The 20,272-nt window shown below is 63.0% G+C and carries 18 protein-coding genes and 1 pseudogene; 8 read left to right on the top strand and 11 right to left on the bottom strand.

Annotation, left to right across the window (positions count from 1 at the left end):
* Nucleotide 1: 1 nt before the first annotated feature.
* From recJ to tyrS, 3 genes are all read right to left on the bottom strand, one after another.
* On the bottom strand, nt 2–1,717 hold the full coding sequence (gene recJ, locus FURADRAFT_RS03570) for a single-stranded-DNA-specific exonuclease RecJ (RefSeq protein ID WP_008952743.1): 1,716 nt from the start codon (nt 1,715–1,717) through the stop codon (nt 2–4).
* Nucleotides 1,714–2,736, bottom strand: a complete 1,023-nt coding sequence (locus tag FURADRAFT_RS03565) for a hypothetical protein (RefSeq protein WP_008952742.1) — start codon at nt 2,734–2,736, stop codon at nt 1,714–1,716. The genes recJ and FURADRAFT_RS03565 overlap by 4 nt, the downstream gene beginning before the upstream one ends.
* Nucleotides 2,737–2,982: 246 nt before the next feature.
* Nucleotides 2,983–4,203: a tyrosine--tRNA ligase gene (gene tyrS, locus FURADRAFT_RS03560; RefSeq protein WP_008952741.1), complete on the bottom strand. Its 1,221-nt coding sequence runs from the start codon at nt 4,201–4,203 to the stop codon at nt 2,983–2,985.
* A gap of 243 nt (nt 4,204–4,446) precedes the next feature.
* Between tyrS and FURADRAFT_RS03555 the strand changes: the two genes are divergently transcribed.
* The 5 genes and pseudogenes from FURADRAFT_RS03555 (at nt 4,447) to FURADRAFT_RS03535 (ending at nt 12,017) form a co-directional block, all read left to right on the top strand.
* Entirely contained in the window at nt 4,447–5,784 is a 1,338-nt protein-coding gene (locus FURADRAFT_RS03555) for a M23 family metallopeptidase (protein WP_008952740.1), read from the top strand.
* Nucleotides 5,784–6,881 (top strand): anhydro-N-acetylmuramic acid kinase, encoded by a 1,098-nt coding sequence (locus FURADRAFT_RS03550; RefSeq protein WP_008952739.1) that lies wholly within the window; start codon nt 5,784–5,786, stop codon nt 6,879–6,881. Before FURADRAFT_RS03555 ends, FURADRAFT_RS03550 begins: the two co-directional genes overlap by 1 nt.
* 253 nt (nt 6,882–7,134) lie before the next feature.
* Nucleotides 7,135–9,436 (top strand): annotated as a pseudogene (locus FURADRAFT_RS03545) (DNA translocase FtsK).
* A gap of 90 nt (nt 9,437–9,526) precedes the next feature.
* The gene (hemH, locus tag FURADRAFT_RS03540; RefSeq protein WP_008952736.1) at nt 9,527–10,615 is read left to right on the top strand and encodes a ferrochelatase; all 1,089 of its coding nucleotides are present in this window, start codon (nt 9,527–9,529) and stop codon (nt 10,613–10,615) included.
* Nucleotides 10,616–10,784: 169 nt separating this feature from the next.
* Nucleotides 10,785–12,017: a branched-chain amino acid ABC transporter substrate-binding protein gene (locus FURADRAFT_RS03535; protein WP_008952735.1), complete on the top strand. Its 1,233-nt coding sequence runs from the start codon at nt 10,785–10,787 to the stop codon at nt 12,015–12,017.
* Between the two features lie 72 nt (nt 12,018–12,089).
* Here the strand turns inward: FURADRAFT_RS03535 and FURADRAFT_RS03530 are convergent, their stop codons facing one another.
* From FURADRAFT_RS03530 to FURADRAFT_RS03520, 3 genes are read right to left on the bottom strand one after another with little or no spacing between them, the layout of a single operon-like run.
* The gene (locus tag FURADRAFT_RS03530) at nt 12,090–12,902 is read right to left on the bottom strand and encodes a crotonase/enoyl-CoA hydratase family protein (protein ID WP_008952734.1); all 813 of its coding nucleotides are present in this window, start codon (nt 12,900–12,902) and stop codon (nt 12,090–12,092) included.
* An 11-nt stretch (nt 12,903–12,913) separates the two neighbouring features.
* Entirely contained in the window at nt 12,914–13,411 is a 498-nt protein-coding gene (locus tag FURADRAFT_RS03525; RefSeq protein WP_008952733.1) for a DUF4442 domain-containing protein, read from the bottom strand.
* A gap of 33 nt (nt 13,412–13,444) precedes the next feature.
* The gene (locus FURADRAFT_RS03520) at nt 13,445–14,029 is read right to left on the bottom strand and encodes a TetR/AcrR family transcriptional regulator (RefSeq protein ID WP_008952732.1); all 585 of its coding nucleotides are present in this window, start codon (nt 14,027–14,029) and stop codon (nt 13,445–13,447) included.
* A gap of 114 nt (nt 14,030–14,143) precedes the next feature.
* Between FURADRAFT_RS03520 and dapF the strand changes: the two genes are divergently transcribed.
* The 3 genes from dapF to FURADRAFT_RS03505 are packed head-to-tail and all read left to right on the top strand — an operon-like array spanning nt 14,144 to nt 16,220.
* A complete protein-coding gene (gene dapF / locus FURADRAFT_RS03515; protein ID WP_008952731.1) occupies nt 14,144–14,974 on the top strand; it encodes a diaminopimelate epimerase in 831 nt (276 codons plus the stop codon).
* Nucleotides 14,975–15,006: 32 nt separating this feature from the next.
* Complete coding sequence (locus FURADRAFT_RS03510; protein WP_008952730.1) at nt 15,007–15,651, top strand: DUF484 family protein; 645 nt, start codon at nt 15,007–15,009, stop codon at nt 15,649–15,651.
* A complete protein-coding gene (locus FURADRAFT_RS03505; RefSeq protein WP_008952729.1) occupies nt 15,648–16,220 on the top strand; it encodes a hypothetical protein in 573 nt (190 codons plus the stop codon). The genes FURADRAFT_RS03510 and FURADRAFT_RS03505 overlap by 4 nt, the downstream gene beginning before the upstream one ends.
* A 52-nt stretch (nt 16,221–16,272) precedes the next feature.
* Here the strand turns inward: FURADRAFT_RS03505 and FURADRAFT_RS03500 are convergent, their stop codons facing one another.
* The 5 genes from FURADRAFT_RS03500 to pheA form a co-directional block, all read right to left on the bottom strand.
* Entirely contained in the window at nt 16,273–16,719 is a 447-nt protein-coding gene (locus tag FURADRAFT_RS03500) for an OsmC family protein (RefSeq protein ID WP_008952728.1), read from the bottom strand.
* Nucleotides 16,720–16,741: 22 nt separating this feature from the next.
* Nucleotides 16,742–17,758: a 3-deoxy-7-phosphoheptulonate synthase gene (aroF, locus tag FURADRAFT_RS03495; RefSeq protein ID WP_008952727.1), complete on the bottom strand. Its 1,017-nt coding sequence runs from the start codon at nt 17,756–17,758 to the stop codon at nt 16,742–16,744.
* 38 nt (nt 17,759–17,796) lie between these two features.
* Nucleotides 17,797–18,477 (bottom strand): isoprenoid biosynthesis glyoxalase ElbB, encoded by a 681-nt coding sequence (gene elbB / locus FURADRAFT_RS03490; protein ID WP_008952726.1) that lies wholly within the window; start codon nt 18,475–18,477, stop codon nt 17,797–17,799.
* 88 nt (nt 18,478–18,565) lie between these two features.
* Nucleotides 18,566–19,153 carry an LOG family protein gene (locus tag FURADRAFT_RS03485; RefSeq protein ID WP_008952725.1) on the bottom strand — a complete coding sequence of 196 codons (588 nt, stop codon included), beginning with the start codon at nt 19,151–19,153 and terminating at the stop codon, nt 18,566–18,568.
* A gap of 43 nt (nt 19,154–19,196) precedes the next feature.
* Nucleotides 19,197–20,270 (bottom strand): prephenate dehydratase, encoded by a 1,074-nt coding sequence (gene pheA, locus FURADRAFT_RS03480; protein ID WP_008952724.1) that lies wholly within the window; start codon nt 20,268–20,270, stop codon nt 19,197–19,199.
* Nucleotides 20,271–20,272: the final 2 nt, after the last annotated feature.

Raw genomic sequence — 20,272 nt, 5'->3', positions numbered from 1 at the left:
TTCAGGCTGACTGTCGGTCGCCCTGCCCGGCCGGCAGCTGCCAGTGGTCGAGGTAAATCTGCAGCTCCTTGCGGCTCTGCCATTCGTTGGCTACCACCTGGTACACCGCCTCGATCTCGTCGGGCAGCCAGTCCACCTGGTTGAATCGCATGGCGTCAAATTCCTGGCCATCCTTGAGCAGCCGCAGCTTGAGGTGCTTGTCGCCGACGATGCGCTGCTGCATCACGTGGAAGCGGTCGCAGAAGGTCGGCGGCGGGAAACCCTGCCCCCATACCTGCGCCGCCAGTTCCTCGGCAAAACCCAGGTGCAGTTCGCGCGGCCCGAGGCTGCCATCGGTCTCCAGCGTGCGCGTCAGCTGCTGCTCGCTCATCCATTCGCGCGCCACGGTTTCGAAAGCCTGACAGAAGGCGGGGAAATCGACTTCGGCGATGGTCAGGCCGGCGGCCATGGCGTGGCCGCCGAACTTGCGCAGCAGCCCAGGATGGCGCTTGGACACCAGGTCGAGCGCGTCACGCAGGTGGAAGCCGGGAATCGAGCGTCCGGAGCCCTTGATTTCGCCCTCGTCACCCGGCGCGAATACGATGGACGGCCGGTGGAAACGTTCCTTTAGGCGCGAGGCGACGATGCCGACCACGCCCTGGTGCCAGTCGTCGCGGTATAGGGCCAGCGTGTAGCGTTCGGCCGGATCGATGCTGGCGAGCACCGCCAGCGCCTCGTCCTGCATGCCGTGCTCGATCTGGCGCCGCTCACGGTTCAGCGCGTCCAGTTCCTGCGCCAGCTTCATGGCCTGGCTTTCGGTGGCCGCCAGCAGGCAGGCGATGCCGAGGCTCATGTCGTCGAGCCGGCCAGCGGCGTTCAGGCGCGGACCGAGCGTGAAGCCGAGATCGAAGGTGTTGGCCTTGTGCACCATGCGCCCGGCGACGCGGAACAGCGCGGCGATGCCCGGCGTCATGCGCCCGGCGCGCATGCGGCGCAGGCCGTTCTCGACCAGGATGCGGTTGTTCTGGTCGAGCCGCACCACGTCGGCCACGGTGCCGAGCGCGACGTAGTCGAGCAGTTCGCCCAGGTTGGGCTCCGGCTTGTCACCGAACGCTCCGCGCGCGCGCATCTCGGCGCGCAACGCCATCAGCACGTAGAACATCACGCCGACGCCGGCCAGGTTCTTCGACGGAAACGGGCAGCCCGGCTGGTTGGGGTTGACGATCAGTGCGTCCGGCAGCGTGTCGCCCGGCAGGTGGTGGTCGGTGACCAGTACCTCGATGCCGCGCGCCTTGGCGGCCTCTACCCCGGCGACGCTGGCGATGCCGTTGTCGACGGTGACGATGATGTCGGGCCGGTGCTGCGCCGCCAGTTCGACGATCTCCGGCGTCAGGCCGTAGCCGTACTCGAAGCGATTGGGCACGATGAAGTCGACGATGGCGCCGTGCGCCGCCAATCCCTTCATCGCCACGCTGCAGGCAGTGGCGCCATCGGCATCGTAATCGGCCACGACCAGCAGGCGCTCGCGTCGGGCGATGGCGTCGGCCAGTCGGCGCGCCATGGCATCGATGTTCTTGAGCTGCTGGAACGGCAGCAGCGCCTTCAGGCTGCAGTCGAGTTCGGCATGGCTGGTGATGCCGCGCGCGGCGAACAGGCGCGACATCAGCGGGCTGATGCCTTGTGCCTGCAGCGCGGCGTGGTGATCGGGCGGGACGGAGCGGGTCTGGATGCGAGTCATTCGGCGGGATAGAACGAAGTGAGCGGACGCGCGCGGCGCCAGAATTTCCACAGGTCGGAACGGGTCACGTTGGCCGAAAAACCGGCCGGGCCGTGCGTCGTCAGGGTGAGCTGGCCGATTCGGCCGGACTTGAGAGCGGGCAACAGCGGCGCGAACCAGTCAGTCTCCAGCTGCATCAGCGTGTCACGCCAGCCCCAGGCGTCGCGGTACTGCGCCGGTGCGAGCAGGCGGTCGAGATGCACCAGCGCGGAGGCTTCGCCATGCAGGGTCTCGGCCAGCGCGTCAAAGGCAAACGGAACGCTGTCGGCGCGCTGCCCGGCCTGTCGCGCCAACCCCTGCCAGGTGGGGTCGTCGCTGAATAGCCGTGCCTCCGGTGTCATCGGCTGGGTCCCCGCTTCGTCCTCGCCCCACAGCCAGACGCTGTTGACGCTCACCTCGCCCTGCGCCTCGCGCTGATCGTTGGTGGGGTGAGTGTAGAGCAGCATCTGCATCTCGTTGAGCCAGCGGCTCCACGTCAGCCCATTGCTGCCGCCCGGCAGGTGCTCGTTGATGTTCTCCCCCACCGCATCCATCAGCGGGGTGAAGCGGGCGCCGCTGGCAGCGGCCAGCCGAACGTACCAGCGCCCGGGTTGCGGCGCGTAGAAGGTCATGCCGTCCTCGGCGAAGTGCCGGTTCAGGCTCCCGACCAGGGCGTCGGCCTCGTGCTGCGCCAGGTTCATCACCCCGACGTCGGCCAGCAGCGCGCGGTCGCGGTCGATGCGCACGTGCACCGGATCGGCGATCAGCCAGTGGCCGGTGGCGGCATCCAGACCGGCAGCGAGGGCGTCTTGGCGTGCCGGGGCGAGATGCGAGAGGCCGAAGCTCTGGGCGGTCAGTGCCGACAGGGGGCCTGGCGCGGCGTCGATCCGGGCGCGGCCGAGCAAGGTCGCCAGCGCCGGCAGCGCCAGTCCCTTGAGCACCTCGGCGCCGTCGTGGGCGTCGAGCCAGCTCAAGCCAGGGACGATCAGGGTCAGTTTCATTGAGCGGAATCCAGGTGGGAATGACGACGCCGCGCAGGGGCGCGGCGTCGCAAGATGAGAAGGTTCGGAACGCGTGAAAGAAATCGTCGTGAGCGACCCTCAGCGGGGTGAAGAGCAGCACAGGAACCGGAATGGTCACATTGTCCATGAGGATCATGGCTGAGCGAATCCCTTCCAGAGATTCGCACGCTCAGAGCAGCGCATGAGCCCTGATCAGGGACGCGCAGCAGATTTATTCACGTGTTCTCAGGCCAGCGTCACGCGGGCAAACTTCCTCTTCCCCACCTGCAGCACCACGGTCACCCCGCGGTCCAGTTGCAGGCCCTTGTCTTCCACCTTCTCGCCGTCGACCTTGACGCCGCCCTGCTGGATCATGCGCAGCGCTTCCGAGGTCGACGCCACCAGTTGCGCCTCTTTCAGCACGTTGCCGATCGCCATCGCCGCGCCGTCGAGGGTCACGGTCACTTCCGGTAGGTCGTCGGGGATGGCGTTCTTCTGGAAGCGCGCCTCGAAGTCGGCCAGCGCATCGATTGCCGCCTGCTCGCTGTGGAAGCGCGCCACCAGTTCCTGCGCCAGCAGCACCTTGATGTCGCGCGGGTTGCGACCCTCGGCCACTTCCTGCTTGAACTGGGCGATCTCGTTCAGCGGGCGGAACGAGACCAGCTCGTAGTAGCGCCACATCAGCGTGTCGGAGATCGACATCACCTTGCCGAAAATCTCGCTGGCCGGCTCGGCGATGCCGATGTAGTTGCCGAGCGACTTGGACATTTTGTTGACGCCGTCCAGGCCTTCCAAGAGCGGCATCATGATCACGCACTGCGGCTTCTGCCCGTGCTGCTGCTGCAGGGTGCGGCCCATCAGCAGGTTGAATTTCTGGTCGGTGCCGCCCAGTTCGATGTCGGCCTGCATCGCCACCGAATCGTAACCCTGCATCAGCGGGTACATGAATTCGTGGATGGCGATCGGCTGGTTGCCGTGGAAGCGCTTGTGGAAGTCGTCGCGTTCCAACATGCGGGCCACGGTCGAACCGGCCGCCAAGCGCAGCATGCCGGCGGCGCCCAGCTCGCCCAGCCACTTGGAGTTGAAGCAGATCTCGGTCTTGGCCGGGTCGAGAATCTTGTAGACCTGCTCGGCGTAGGTCTTGGCGTTGATCTGGATCTGTTCCGGCGTCAGCGGCGGACGGGTGGTGTTCTTGCCGGATGGGTCGCCGATCATGCCGGTGAAATCGCCGATCAGGAACATGATCCGGTGACCCAGGTCCTGCAGCTGACGCATCTTGGTCAGCACCACGGTGTGGCCCAGGTGCAGGTCGGGAGCGGTCGGGTCGAAGCCGGCCTTGACGCGCAGCGGGCGGTTTTCCTTCAGTTTTGCGATCAGTTCCGCTTCGATCAGCACCTCTTCGGCGCCACGCTTGATGACGGCGAGAGCGTCGTCGATGGAAATGTCCGGACGTGCAACGGTGGTCATTCAGTGATCCTTGTTACCTGTAATTTCCGCCGGTTTCTCCACCAGGAAGTTGCGATATGTCCCTGTTTTATCTGGAGATTAGGGTTCACCCGGCGGGGGGCATCTGTTAGTATGCGCGCTTTGCCCCGGAACTCATCGCGTTCGCAGGGGGACCAAGGCGAGGTTGGCTGGAACGGCCCTTCTCGTTGGCATACTGAATTTACGCAAGGCAGGAAACGCTCCCTGCCCAGACTCTAGAGAACAATGGATTATCGCAAACTGCTCAAGTTACCGCAAAGTTGTGTGCATCGCCTGATGAATCACCGCCTGAGCTGGCTCGGCCTGGCCGCTTCCCTGCCCCTGTTCGGCGTGGTGACGGCGTTTGCCGTGGCCGGCAACGGTGATCAGCCCGAACCGCCGCACATCGATGTTGAAACCGTCACCCAGCGCCTGGCCTTGCCCGTCTACACCTCCAGTGTCAGCACCACGCCCTACTGGCGTGACGAACAGGTCCAGCGCGGCGACACCCTCGGGCGGCTGCTCAACCGCCTCGGTGTCGGCGACGGCGAAGCCCAGCGCTTCCTCAATTCCAGTCCGCTGTCGAAGAACCTGCTCAAGCTCAAGGACGGTCAGACACTCTCGGTGCAGACCAACGACGCCGGCGAACTGTTTGGCCTGCGTTTCCTGAACGACGATGAAAACGGCGAGCAAGTCATGGTCGCCATTGAAAAGGCCAATGGTCAATGGCGCGCCAGTGCCGATCCGCTGGAAACCCAGACCATCCAGTCGATGCGCTCGATCGACATCGAGTCCGGAGGCGTCGGTGCGGCCCTGTCGCGTGCCGGGGTGCCGCCAGAGATTCGCGCCCAGCTCAACGAAATCTTTACCGACCGCTTCGAACTCGCCAGTCTGAAACAGGGTGACCGCATCAACCTGGTATTCGAAAGCCTGCTGTTCAACGGCTCGCCGATCGCCAACGGCAACCTGCTGGCAGCCGAGGTCGAGCATGGCGGGCAGAGTTACCGTGCCTACTACTTCGCTCACGACAGCGAATCCGGCGCCTACTACGACGAAAACGGCAATCCGATCAAGAAAGGCTTCAACGAACAGCCGGTGCGCGGTGCGCGCATCAGTTCCGGTTACGGCATGCGCTACCACCCGGTGTTGCACTCGCTGCGCATGCACAAGGGGGTGGACTACGCCGCCGTCACCGGTACGCCGATCGTCGCCCCGGCCGACGGCATCGTCGCCACCGCCGAGACCGAAAACGGCTACGGCAACGTCGTCGTCATCCGCCACAGTGCCAAAATGTCGACGCTATACGGCCACATGAGCCGCTTTGCGCCGGGCATGCATGCCGGCAAAAGCGTCAAGGCGGGCGATCTGATCGGTTACGTCGGCTCCACCGGCCGCTCCACCGGTCCGCACCTGCATTTCGAGGTGCGCATCAACAACGAGGCGGTCGACCCGTCCACCGCCGCGCTGCCGACACCGGGCCTGTCCGCCCAGCAACGCTTGGCCTTCCGCCAAAGCAGCGTTAAGCTTTCTGCCAACCTCAAGCTACTGCGAGAGCTGCCGGTAACGGTAGCCCAACTGGACTGATGACTGAACGCTATATCGGACTGATGTCGGGCACCAGCCTCGACGGTGTCGACGCGGTGCTGGCCACCTTCGACGACGACGGCAACTGCAACGTGACTGTCGATTTCTTCGTGCCCTACCCTGCGCTGGTGCGCGACGCCGTGCTGGCCTTGCAACCGGCCGACGGCAACGAGCTGGACCGGGCGGCGCGCCTGGGTAACACCCTGGCCGGCTTGTACGCCGAAGCCGTGCGAGGCGTGCTGGATACGGGTGGGCTGAGTGCCGCCGACATCACCGCCATCGGTTGTCATGGCCAGACCATCCGCCATGCCCCACACGCCGGTTACACGCTGCAGATCGGCAACCTCGCCGGTCTGGCCGAAGCCACCGGCATCGACGTCTGTGGCGATTTCCGCAGCCGCGACATCGCTGCGGGCGGACACGGCGCACCGCTGGTGCCTGCCTTCCACGAGGCGCTGTTTGCGCATCCGGAGCAGGCCCACGCTATCGTCAACATCGGCGGCATCAGCAACCTCACCCGGCTCGACCCCGAGCAGCCGGTCATCGGCTTCGACTGCGGTCCAGGCAATATCCTGATGGACGCCTGGTGTCATCGCCATACCGGCGCCCGTTTCGACCAGAGCGGCGGCTGGGCGGCGTCCGGCCAGGTCGACGCCACGCTGTTGGAAAGCCTGCTGGCCGAACCGTTTTTCGCCGCGGAACCGCCCAAGAGCACCGGCCGGGACCTGTTCGATCTGACCTGGCTGGATGCCCATCTCGCAGGGTCCGAATTGGCTCCGGCCGACATCCAGGCTACCCTGCTGGAACTGACCGCGGTCAGTATTGCCGACGCCGTCGAGCGCTGGGCGCCTACCGCTTCCTCTGTCTATGTCTGCGGCGGCGGCGCCATGAACGATCGCCTGATGGCAAGGTTGGCCGAAGCCTTGCCGGGACGCCAACTCTCCACCACTGCCGTGCTAGGCTTGCCGGTGCACCAGGTCGAGGCCGCTGCCTTCGCCTGGCTGGCGCGCCAGCTGATCCATCGCGAACCGGGCAATCTGGCAGCCGTAACGGGCGCGCGCGGTCCGCGCGTGCTAGGTGCGATCTATCCGCGCTAGTGTCGAACCCTGCTTTCTGTCACGTCTATAGATAGGCAGTCTGAACGCCGCCGCTCCTCCGTCTAACAATGGGGTGGCGGTGGCCCGGGCATCATGCTTCAATGTGCCCGCTGCGTCGTTTCAAATGTCATGACTGTCCGTGCTGCTTGGGCTCGGAGGCATTGACCTGCTCGCCGCAGGCTCAACGCCGCAATACGAATCCACGCCGGCTCGGGCTATAATCTCCCACTGTTATCGCCTTCCCAGAGAAAAAATGCGACTTTTCAAGCGAAAGGCCGTCGTCAAGAATAATTCGACCCCGCTCCCTCCCCGTCTCGTCAGCCTGTTGCGCGAGGCCTGGTGGCTGTTGATGGCGGTGGCCGCGGTATACCTCGTCCTCATCCTTGCCAGCTACTCGCCGCACGACCCATCCTGGTCACATAGCTCTCCCGATCCTTCGGTACGCAACTACGGCGGCGCCTTCGGCGCCTGGGTCTCGGACCTGATGCTCTATCTGTTTGGGCTGTCCGCCTGGTGGGTGGTGGTGTTCTGTCTGGTGGCCATCAGTTGGGGCTACAAGCGAATAGAAACGCTAGGGCTGCGCCTCAATCCGATGACCGTCGCCGCCATCGCCGGCTTCTTCATGCTGCTTTTGGCCAGCGCCGGGCTGGAAGGCCTGTTCCTGGCCGGCAAGGCACTCCGGCTGCCGCTTGCTGCCGGCGGCATGCTGGGACACTTCCTCGGCAATGCGGCTTCACGCGCCTTTGGCCTCCCAGGCGCCACGTTGCTGCTATCGGTGTCAGGAGCCATCGGCTTGTCCCTGTTTACCGGCCTGTCCTGGCTCGACCTGATGGAGCGGATCGGTACCGCCATCGAAGAGAACGCCCTCAAGGCGTGGTACGCCTGGCAGGCACGTAAGGACCGCGAAATCGGACGCGAAGTGGCGCAACAACGCGAAAACAAGGTCACCACCGAAAAGAAAAAAGCTGAAGAAAAACCGCCGGTGCGCATCGAGCCGCCGGTGCTTGATATCCCCGTCTCCCCCAAGGTGCAAAAACCGGTGCAACAATCGTTGTTCTCTGCGCCGGGTGATGGCGAACTGCCGGGACTGGCGTTGCTGGAGCCGCCCAAAGAACAGGCCGAACCGGTATCGCAGGAAACGGTCGAGTACACCTCGCGCCTGATCGAACGCAAGCTGGCCGACTTCGGCGTCGAAGTAAAGGTCATCGCCGCCTACCCCGGGCCGGTGATCACGCGCTACGAAATCGAACCGGCTGTGGGCGTCAAGGGGGCCCAGATCGTCAACCTGATGAAGGACCTGGCGCGCGCCCTGTCGCTGGTCTCCATCCGCGTGGTGGAAACCATCCCCGGCAAGACCTACATGGGTCTGGAATTGCCTAATCCGAAACGTCAGATCGTGCGCCTGTCGGAGATCATCGGGTCGGAAACCTACCAGAACCTCACCTCGCGCCTGACCATGGCGCTGGGCAAGGACATCGCCGGCCAGCCGATCTCGGCAGATCTGGCCAAGATGCCGCACGTGCTGGTGGCGGGCACCACGGGGTCGGGTAAATCGGTCGCCATCAACGCCCATGATCCTGTCGCTGCTGTACAAGGCGACCCCGCGTGAAGTGCGCCTGATCATGGTCGATCCGAAAATGCTCGAACTGTCCATCTACGAAGGCATTCCTCATCTGCTGGCGCCCGTGGTCACCGACATGAAGCAGGCCGCCAACGCGCTCAACTGGTGCGTGGCCGAGATGGAAAAGCGCTACAAGCTGATGTCCAAGCTCGGCGTGCGCAACCTCGCCGGCTACAACCAGAAGATCAAGGACGCCGACAAGGCCGGACAGAAGATCCCGAACCCGTTCTCGCTGACGCCCGAAACGCCCGAGCCACTGGAGACGCTGCCGCTCATCGTCGTGGTCATCGACGAACTGGCAGACCTGATGATGGTCGCCGGCAAGAAGATCGAAGAGCTGATCGCCCGCCTGGCGCAGAAGGCGCGCGCCGCCGGCATTCACCTCATCCTGGCCACCCAGCGGCCGTCGGTGGACGTGATCACCGGCCTGATCAAGGCCAATATCCCGACCCGCATCGCGTTCCAGGTCTCGAGCAAGATCGACTCGCGCACCATCCTCGACCAGATGGGCGCCGAAGCGCTACTGGGTCAGGGTGACATGCTCTATCTGCCGCCGGGCACCGGTTACCCCCTGCGGGTACACGGCGCCTTCGTTGCCGATGACGAAGTGCATCAGGTAGTGGAGTATCTCAAGACCACCGGCGAGCCCGATTACGTCGAAGGCATCCTCTCCGGCCAGGCCGAAAGCGACGACGGCAGTGGCTTCGATGCCGCTGGCGGCGGCGAAGGGGGCGAAGCCGATGCCCTCTACGACGAGGCCGTGGCTATCGTGCTGAAAACCCGCAAGGCGTCGATTTCCTCGGTGCAGCGTCACCTGCGTATCGGTTACAACCGCGCTGCCCGCCTGATCGAACAGATGGAAAGCGCCGGCCTGGTCTCGCCGATGGAAACCAACGGCAACCGCTCCGTGCTGGTCCCCGCGCGGGACGACTGATGCCCCCGGCCTGACGGCAGCCGCTTTACCCGGCTGCCGTTTTTCTGTCCACTGCCTTTTGCGCCTACTGTTACCCCTTAAGGACACGCCATGTCCCGCTACAACAAAGAACCCGCCTTTCAGCACGACTACACCCCCAAGACCGGTGTGCTGCTGCTCAACCTGGGTACGCCGGACGCGCCCACTGGCAAGGCCTTGCGTCCCTATCTCAAGCAGTTCCTGTCCGATCCGCGAGTGGTCGAACTTCCCCGTGCCCTGTGGTGGCTGATTCTCAACGGCATCATCCTCAACACCCGCCCGCGCAAGTCGGCTGAAAAATACGCGGCGATATGGGGCAAGGACGGCTCTCCCCTGCTCACCCACACGCAGCGCCAAACCAAGTTGTTGCGCGGCTATTTGGGTGAGCACGGCTATCGCAACCTGGTGGTCGACTTCGCCATGCGCTACGGCTCCCCTTCCGTGGAACAGGTCATCTCCGGCATGCGCGGCCAAGGGGTGGAGCGTCTCCTGGTTGTGCCGCTCTACCCCCAGTACGCCGCCTCTTCCAGTGCCACCGCGCTCGATGACGTGTTCCGCACCTTGATGAAGTTGCGCAACATGCCTGAGTTGCGCACGGTGCGACATTTTCATGATGATCCCGGCTATATCCGCGCCCTGGCGGAGCAGGTTCGGGCGCACTGGCAGCGGCATGGTCGTGCCGACAAGCTGGTCATGAGTTTTCATGGTGTGCCGCGCTTTACCCTGGACAAGGGCGATCCCTATCACTGCGAGTGTCAAAAGACCGGGCGTTTGCTGGCGGAGGCGCTGGGGCTGGGCAAGGATCAGTACGTTGTCTGTTTCCAGAGCCGTTTCGGCCGGGCTGAATGGCTGAAGCCCTACACCTCGGAAGTGCTGGCCCAGTTGGGAAAAAACCATACTGCTCGGGTCGACGTCATCTGCCCCGGGTTCGTCTCCGATTGCCTGGAAACCCTCGAGGAAATGGCGATGGAAGGCAAGGAAACCTTTCTGACCCATGGGGGCGGCGAATACCGCTATGTCCCCTGTCTTAACGACAGCCCGCAATGGATTGCGGCATTGGCGGGCCTGGTCGAGAAGAACCTTGCCGGGTGGGAGCCACGCACTGCCGAGCCGGCCGAACAACGGCTGCTGCGCGCCAGGGGTATTGGTGCCACCAAGTAGCCGAGTCCTGCCCGTTTATTTTTGTCGGATTTGTGTCATTCAGTTCGTTGACAGGGTGAAAGTGCCTGCGCATAATCATTCGCAGCTGGAAGCTATTCCAAAAGAATAGACCTGCCGGTAAACATATAGATCGCTAAATCTACATAGATAAGATCAGGGGAAATCGAACATGAACAAATACGCTCGTCTGAGCCTCATCGCTGCTGCTGCCGTCACGCTGGTTGCTTGCGGCAAGCAAGAACAAAAAGCCGCTGAAGGCGGCGCTTCTGCCCCGCAAGCGGAAGCCAGCGGTCAAGCCGTTGTCAAGATCGGTCAAGTTTCTCCGATGACCGGCCCAATCTCCCATCTGGGCAAAGACAACGAATTCGGCGCACAACTGGCTATCGAAGACCTGAACGCCGAAGGCGTCGAAATCGGCGGCAAGAAAGTCAAGTTCGAACTGGTTTCCGAAGACGACCAAGGCGATCCGAAAATCGGCACCCAGGTTGCTCAGCGCCTGGTCGACGCCGGTGTGGTCGGCGTTGTTGGTCACCTGAACTCCGGCACCACCATCCCGGCCTCCAAGATCTACTCCGATGCCGGCCTCCCCCAGATTTCCCCGTCCGCTACCAACCCGGACTACACCAAGCAAGGCTTCAAGACCACCTTCCGCGTTATCGCCAACGATGTGCAGCAAGGCACCGCTCTCGGCCAGTTTGCCGCCGATGGTCTGAAAGCCAAGAAAGTTGCCATCATCGATGACCGTACCGCGTACGGTCAGGGCCTGGCCGACGAATTCGAGAAAGCCGTCAAGGGTAAGGGTGTCAACGTGGTGAAGCGCGAATTCACCACCAACACCGCTACCGACTTCAACGCCATCCTCACCTCGATCAAGGCCACCCAGCCTGACGTTGTATTCTACGGCGGCATGGACGCCCAGGCTGGCCCGTTGGCCAAGCAGATGAAGCGCTTGGGCATCAAGGCCAAACTGATGGGTGGCGATGGCTGGCAGACTCCGGAATTCATCAAGCTGGCCGGCGATGCTTCTGAAGGCCAACTGGCTTCCAGCTGCGGAGTGCCGCGTGACAAGATGCCGGGCTTTGCCGAATTCGATAAGAAGTTCAAGGCCAAGTTCAACACCGAAGTGCAGATCTACGCTCCGTACGAGTACGATGCCGTTCGCGTTCTGGTCGACTCCATGAAGCGTGCCGGTTCGACCGATCCGAAGAAATACCTGCCTGAAGTGGGCAAGACCAGCTACACCGGTGTAACCGGCAAGATTTCGTTCGACGATAAGGGCGACATCAAGAACGGCGCGGTGACTGTTTACCAGGTCAAGAATGGCAAGTGGGAAGTGGTCTCCACCGTGGGTGGCGAACCGGTTGCCGCCGCCGCTGCTCCGGCTGCCAGCGCCGCCCAGTAATCGATCCCCGCAAGTTAAAACGGCGCCTTCGGCGCCGTTTTTTTTTGTGCCTTCCCGATCAAGAAGCCGCACTCAGTTGTCGAACACGGCTAGCTGGCCGTGCATGGCAGCGATGGCTGCGCGTTGAATGTCGTCGGATAGCAGCATGGCTGCATTCCAGGTGGCAACATAGTTCAGGCCATCGGCTACCGAATGGTCGCGGCTGTAGTTCATGACTTCCTTGCTGCCGCGAATACTGAGCGGCGACTTCGCCGCAATCAGCCGTGCCATCGAGAGTGCCTCGGTTTGCAGGCTGGCCCGATCAGGCAGCACCCGGTTGACCAGGCGAATGGCTTGGGCTTCTTCGGCCTTCACCTCGCGACCGGTCAGGGCCATTTCCCGTGCCACACCTTCACCCACGATGGCGGGCAGTCGCTGCAAGGTGCCGACGTCAGCCACCATGCCGATATCGACTTCCCTGACGCCAAATACGGCGTCAGCGGCCGCCAGACGAATATCGGCAGCCAGTGCGATGTCCAAGCCGCCGCCGAGGCACGCTCCATGAATCGCGACGATGACCGGCTTGCGGCAGCGTTCCAGACTCGTGACCGCGTCTTGCAGGCGCAGGATGAGGGTGCGGAGTTTCTCGCGTTTTCTTCCTTCGCAAGGGTCCTGTATCGTCTGCTGCACGCCAAGCAACATGGCCAGATCGATGCCCGAACAGAAATGCGCCCCTTCACCGGCAAGAACGATGGCGCGAACGTCCGGCTCGGTATCGCACCACGTCATGGCGGCGCCGAGTTCCTGCCACATGGTTTCGTTCAGCGCGTTGGCCTTGTTGGGGCGGTTGAAGCTGACCTGCGCGACATGGCCGTCGACGCTCAGGGTCAGAGTGTCAAAATCCATGCTCATGCTCCTCACGCCCGTTTCTTGGGCACCCAGGCCCAGATCATTTCACAACGGATCGGCGACTCGCCGGACTCGTCGGTTACCACGACTTCAACTGCGGCATCCCCTTTCTCTTCCTCGTGCATGCGGCGAATCTGCTCGGGCGTGAGGACGGCTGTTGCCTTCATGCTGCCCTGCGAGCGTTTGAGGTAATCCACATGCATGGATTTGAGCAGCATCAGTTTGCTGTCCGGTACGTTCATGCCGACCACGAAGCCGCTGGCGGTTTCGGCCAACAGTGCCATGGCGGCGGCGTGTACCCCCTTGATGTGGTTCTGCACCTTGCGCCGGTTTTGCAGCGAGACGGTCAGCCGATCGTGCCCGACCTCCACGAAACACAGGCCGGCGGTTCCCAGAAACGGAACCAGCCGGCCAAACAGGCGGGTCAAAACGAAGCTGCGCAGCCCCTCGGGTAGCCGGGCGGCCTTGTCGGCGATCCGGCTCATGCTGTTTTTCTTGTACTCCATCGTCTTCCTCGTGTTGGCGTCAATGATAGGCCTTTATGATTTCTCGACCTTCAGCAGGTCGCGAATTTGTTGTTTGATGGTGTCGAGGATGCCTGCATCGATCCGCGCCAGTTGCAGTCCGCCCTGCAGCGCGGCAAACATCACCTCGCCCATGGCCTCCGGAGACCCGGGGTAGGACATGCCCCCCTCGTCCCGGCCGCGCCGGGCGATGGTTTTCGCCCAGTCACGCATCTCGGTGATGAAGGCGCCGGCTTCAAGCTGAATCTCTTCCGGCAGGGTGTGATATTCGGTGGTAAGGATGCCGCTCGGGCAGATTTGCTCGTCCTGATGGAAGTAGGCGTCGGTGAGCTCGAAATAGCCTTCCAGCTGTTGTAGCGGGCCGAGGCTGGCGTGGGCCTCTATGAAACGGGCAAAGCGGCGCCGATAGCGTTGGACCAGCGCGACACCGAGGTCGGTCTTGCGCGGGAAGTGATAATGGACGGCGGCGTTACGCACCCCCAGGGCGCTGCTGATGTGCTGGTAGCTGAAGGCGTTGAATCCGCGCGTCAGCAGTAGCTGCTCGGCGATGTCCAGAATGCGTTTCTGGGTGTCTTTTGTTGCATTGGATACAGGTTTCATGAAATCACTTTACTTACTGGTTAGTAAGGTGTCAATGCGACATGCCGACATGCTCGGGGATACGGTATGATGCTTTTTATTTGGTACAAAACCCGGCTCACCGGACCAGGAACGATGAAACTGAAATTCAGCAAGATGCATGGCTTGGGCAATGATTTCATGGTGATCGATGGGGTGCGACAGCACGTCGACCTCACCCCGGAGAAGATCAAGGAACTGGGGCATCGCCAGTTCGGCATCGGTTTCGACCAACTGTTGCTGGTGGAGCCGTCGGGTTCCAGCGAAAACGATTTCCGTTACCGCATTTTCAATAGTGACGGCAGTGAAGTGGAACAATGTGGCAACGGGGCGCGCTGTTTCGCCCGCTTCGTCGCCGAGCAAGGGTTGAGTGCCAAAGTGGCCATTCGCGTCGAGACCGCCAAGGGGGTGATCGTCCCCCAGCTGTTGGCCGACGGGACGGTAACGGTCGACATGGGGGTGCCCCGCTTCAAGCCGGTGGAGATACCGTTTGTCGCCGCTGAGGAGGCGCTGACCTACCCGCTGGATGCGGCTGGCCGGCAATGCGATATTTCCGTGGTCTCGATGGGCAACCCGCATGCCGTTCAGGTCGTTGCCGATGTCGACACCTTTCCGGTGGCGGAGCTCGGCCCGGCGATCGAATTGCACCCGCGCTTCCCGGAGCGGGTCAATGCGGGGTTCATGCAGATCGTGTCGCGCGAGGAGATTCGTCTGCGGGTGTACGAGCGTGGCGCCGGGGAAACCCTCGCCTGCGGTACCGGAGCGTGCGCTGCCGTGGTGGCAGGTATACGCCGTGGCCTGCTCGATCATACCGTCAAGGTGCATACCCGGGGTGGCGATTTGAGTATCCGCTGGGATGGAGTGGGCCTGCCGGTGCTGATGACCGGCCCTGCGGTCACCGTATTTACCGGCGAGATTTCTCTGTAACTCCCGACCCCCGCCTTGTTAAGGATGTATCGATGCTGACGGACCAGGTGCTGAGCTTTCTCGATGACAACCCGGATTTCCTGTTGCAACACGCCAGCCGTTTCGGCCTGCAACCCATCCAGACGACTACCGTAGTGCCGTTCGCCGAGCGCCAGGTGCTTGAGCTGCGCGAGCGCAATCGCCAGATGGAAAGCCATCTTAGCCAGTTGGTACAGAACGCCGAAAGCAATGATCTGATCGTCAATCGTACCCATCAGCTGGCCTTGGCGCTGTCCCGCTCGCGCGATCTGGATACCTTGGTGGGCGCCCTGCTGCAATGTTTCGAGCTGGAGTTCGGGCTGGATCGTTGCGCATTGCGCTTGTGGCACCCGTCTGCCGTGGCGCTGCCGCACATCTACAACGGCCGTCAGGCAATCAAGGTGTTGGCGGGGAATCTGTCCGGCCCGAGCTGTGGACCGTATGCCAACGACCAGGTGCTGAGCTGGTTTCCGCCCGAACCGACGCTCGAATCCTTCGCCATGATTCCGCTGAAAAACACGGCTGGCGAGGCTTTCGGGCTGGTTGTCCTGGCCAGCAACGACCCCCAGCGCTTTACCGCCGATATGCAGACACACTATCTGTCCCAGATCGGCGAATTGATCACCGTCTCGCTCGAGCGCCTGCTGGCTGCGGCATGACGGATGGTCTGCTGCAGGATGTCCTGCTGCTTGCGCTGGGGAGTTACATTCTGCACGCCGTGTGGCGGGTGATGCGCAGTGGCAGCGGTATCGCGTGGGCCGTGCTGGTCGCTGGTTACCTAGTCACCGCATGGTTGAGCAAGGCCGCCCTGCCCTCGCTGGCCGGTGTCGCCTTGTGGCTGCCGTTACTGTATCCCTATGCCTGGATGGCGGTGTCTGCGCTGCTCTGGTTCGCCTGCACCATGACGCCGGGTGCCGAGGCGGCACCCCATGTGGAAGACCTATCCGAACTGACAGCCTATTTTTACTCCCAGCTCGCGCTTAACCTCGCTGTCGCGCTGCTGTCCGTGGCGTTGCCCTGGCAGTCGTGGTGGTTGTACCTGTTCTTCCCGCCTCTGATGGTCGGCATCGGCTACTTCTGGTACCGGATGCGGCTGTGGCGAGACACCCAGCAGCTGGGCGCGGATGATGTCATGCGCCGAGGCGCCGCCATACTGGCTTGGCTGGTGCCCCTGGCGGTTCTGGCGGTTGCGGCACGGTGGACTCCACTGCTCCTGGCCCTGATCTGAAACCGCTCCCCGCAGTAGTGCGCTTCCCCCTCGGGGGCGGAAGCGCGCGAGATCACATCAGAAATGAACCGTCGGCATCCTGTACCTGCATCCGGATGGGGATGCCGCGGCCGACGCTTTGTGACACCGTGCAGTACTCCTGAAATCCTCCCAGGATGCGGTCGAGATGGTCGATGCCGCTGGCGGACTGCCCCAGTCGCAACGTGACGTCGATCGACATCACCCGCAGTCGCCCGGTTTCGTTGCGGTCGATCAGGCAGGACGCCGTCGTCTGCAGCGGCTCGCCCTGCTGTTTGAACTTACGCAAGGCAAACAGCAGGCTGGCGCTCAGACAATTGGCCACGGCCGCGAGCAGCAATTGCTGGGGCGCCGGACCTTCGCCCTGGCCAAGAGGTGCCGGCTCGTCGCTCACCAGCGGCGGCACCGAGGCGCCGAAATCGTTACGGAACTGGAAGTCTTGTTGCTGTACCAGACTGATCGAAATGACGTCGCCGCTCATACTGAACCTCGTTTTCAGTGCGTTACAAATTTCGTCCCAAGGCCTGCGCCAGGGGGCGCAGCTCGCCGACCAACGCCTTCAGTTCTGCCGGGGTCAGCGCCTGGTCGGCATCGCACCAGGCTTCGCAGGGGTTGGGGTGCATTTCCACCATCAGGCCGTCGGCGCCAGCCGCCAGGGCGGCCTTGGCCAGCGCCGGAACCAGCCAGGCCTTGCCCCCGGCGTGACTGGGGTCGACGATGACGGGAAGGTGGCTTTCCTTTTTCAAAACCGGAATCGCTGTCACATCCAGCATGTTGCGGTAGGCGGTTTCAAAGCTGCGTACGCCGCGTTCGCAGAAGATGATGTTGTGATTGCCTCCGGCGGCGATGTACTCGGCCGCCATCAGCCATTCGCTGATCGTGGCGGCGAGCCCGCGCTTGAGGATGACCGGCTTGTTGATGCGACCGACTTCCTTGAGGAGGTCGAAATTTTGCATGTTGCGCGCGCCGATCTGGATGACGTCGACGTCATGCTCCAGAAAGGTGTCGAGCATGCGCACGTCCATCAGTTCGGTGACCACCGGCAGGCCGTGTTGGCGTGCCGCCTGCTGCAGATAATCCAGCCCTTCCACGCCGAGCCCCTGGAAGCTGTAGGGGCTGCTGCGAGGTTTGAAGGCGCCTCCTCGCATCAGCCGGCAGCCGGCATCGGCCACGGCCGCCGCCGACAGTGCCATTTGTTCCGGCGTTTCCACCGAGCAAGGTCCAGCGATGATCTGCACGGTTTCGCCGCCAATCGGCACCCCGCGCACTCTGACGACGGTATCGGTTGGCTGGGCTTCGCGCGAGACGATACGGTATTCCTTCATGACCCGCATCGCCCGTTCTACCCCGGGCATCAGCTCGAACATGTCGGGTGTCAGAGCCCTCTCGTCGCCGATGGCGCCGATGATGGTTCGTTCGGTGCCGCAGGAGACGTGTTCGGCCAACCCTGCGGCGCGAATCTTGGCGGTGACGGCGGCGATCTGTTCTGGCGAGGCCTTGCTGGCCATGACGATGATCATGAAACTTCCTGCTTATCTAGAAAATGGCCGGCCGATGATCAGCTCAGCAGCGATTTGAGTGCGGTGATCGCCGCTTGGCACGAAGCGAACACCTCGGCGGGAGTCGCCTCGCCGTACATGTAGGCCGGCGCGGAAATGAAACGGTGCGCGAGGTCGACGCAGGCCTGGTCGACGGGCGTCTCGACGTGGGTTTGACCCCAGCTCGTCAAGGCGTCGGCCATGGCCTGACCTTCCGCGTAGCTGCCGAAGGTGATGTTAACTCCGGCCAGGCCCTCGTCACGGGCGATCAGCCCCTGTACCAGCGGAGCTGCGCACAGCGCGACAACCGGCTTGTGTTGCTGCACGAATGGCCGCACCGCTGCAGCGACATCATCGTAGAGCACGGCGTCACGGCCGTCCTTGATGAAGGTCGTCAGATTCTTGGCGGCGCCGAAACCGCCGGGGAATACGATGGCGCTATGCTGGGCGGCATCGAGCTCGGTCAAGGGCCGGATTTGGCCGCGGGCAATGCGCGCCGCTTCGCTGAGGATGTTGCGGGCTTCGCCGCTCTCCTGGCCGCGGGCATGGTCCACGACATGCATCTGAGCCCGATCCGGGGCGTAAAAGGCATAGGGCAAGCCGGCTTGCGACAGGGCAATCACGACGCCGACGGCTTCGGTGATTTCGCTCCCGTCGTAGACGCCGCAGCCGGACAATACGATAGCAACAGTCTGATTCATGGTATTTACCTCGGTCGGGGCCGGAGTACGTCCAGCCCGATGTACTCTTCGTCATCCCCCTCTGATCAGGGATGGCCAGGCGGAGCGTTCAGGTGCGAGACAGTTCCAGCCATTTGTCCGCTTCGCGCGGCTGATAGGCGCGCATGCCGGCCAGCAGATCGTCGATGTTGTCGGCCACCACGAACAACGACAGGTTTTCCTCGCGCATGAAGCCTTCCTGTACGGCGTGGCGCACCATGGCCAGCAGCGGGTCGAAAAAGCCCGCCACGTTCAGCAGTCCCACCGGTTTGCTGTGTACCGACAATTGGCCCCAGGTCAGGATTTCGAACAATTCGTCGAAGGTGCCGAGCCCGCCCGGCAGGGCGATGAAGCCATCGGCACGCTCCGCCATCAGCGCCTTGCGCTGGTGCATGGTTTCGGTGATGTGGATCTCGTCGAGCCCCAGATGCGCTACTTCCTTGGCCTGGAGGAACTCAGGGATGAAGCCGACGACGCGGCCGCCAGCGGCCAGGGCCGCATCCGCAGCGACGCCCATCAGGCCGATCCTGCCGGCGCCGTAGACCAGGGTCAGGCTCTGCTCGGCCAGGGTGGTGCCCAACTGACGCGCGGCATCGGCGTATTCAGGCCGGCCGCCGCGGTTCGAGCCGCAAAACAGACAAAGTGATTCCAATTTCATGACAGGATAGCCAGGAGGTTGGCCGACGCTTCGGCCAACGTGTTCAGATGACGGCAACCGGGTAGGAGCCGAGGACCTTGACGAAGGAGGTGCGTTCGGCCAACCCTTCGAGGGCCTTGGCGACGTGTTCCTCGCTGCGGTGTCCTTCCATGTCGATGAAGAACACGTAGTCCCACAACCCTGCGCGCGACGGGCGCGACTCGAACTTGGTCATCGACACGCCATTGTCGGCGACCGGCGCCAGCAGCGAATGCACGGCACCCGGACGGTTGGGTGCTGCGACGATGATCGAGGTCTTATCTTTGCCCGACGGGGTCACGTCCTGATGCCCCAGCACCAGGAAGCGCGTGGTGTTGTTGGGTTCGTCCTCGATGTTCTCGGCGATTTTGTTCAGGCTGTAGCGCTCGGCGGCGGCCTGGCCGGCGATGGCGGCCGCACTGGCATCCTCGCTTGCCAGACGCGCCGCTTCGGCGTTGCTGGCGACGGATATGCGCTCGACATCGGCCGGCAGGTTCTTGTTGAGCCATTCGTGGCATTGCGCCAGCGCTTGGGCGTGGGCGTAGACGCGGCGGATGCCGTCGGTCCCTTCCGCACCGCGCAGCAGGTGGTGATGGATACGCAGGACCACTTCGCCGCAAATTTTCAGTGGGGACGAAATCATCAGGTCGAGCGTGCGTCCGATGGCCCCTTCGGTGGAGTTTTCCACCGGTGCCACGACATAATCGAGGGTGCGGGATTCGACCAGACGGAAGGCCTCGTCGATGGAGCTGCAGGCCACGGTATGGGCAGCGTGTCCGAAGTGCTTGATGGCGGCCAGTTGGGTGAACGTGCCCTCCGGTCCGAGGTAGGCGACGGACAGCGGTTTTTCCAGCGCCAGGCATTCCGACATGATTTCGCGGAACAAACGTGCTACCGACTCCCCAGGCAGCGGGCCCGGGTTGTGGTCTTTGACGCGGCGCAGCACCTGGGCTTCGCGTTCGGGGCGGTAGATCACGCCGCCACCTTTGATTTCTCCGATCTCGCGCGCATGGCTGGCGCGCTCGTTGATCAGTTTGAGAATGGTTTCGTCGATGGCGTCGATGGCGTCGCGATGTTGCTTGAGAAGTTCTTCAGACACGA

The sequence above is a fragment of the Pseudogulbenkiania ferrooxidans 2002 genome, from assembly GCF_000174355.1.
Taxonomy (GTDB): domain Bacteria; phylum Pseudomonadota; class Gammaproteobacteria; order Burkholderiales; family Chromobacteriaceae; genus Pseudogulbenkiania; species Pseudogulbenkiania ferrooxidans.
The sequence above is the reverse complement of the archived record's forward strand: the minus strand, read 5'-3'. Positions and strand labels throughout refer to the sequence as shown.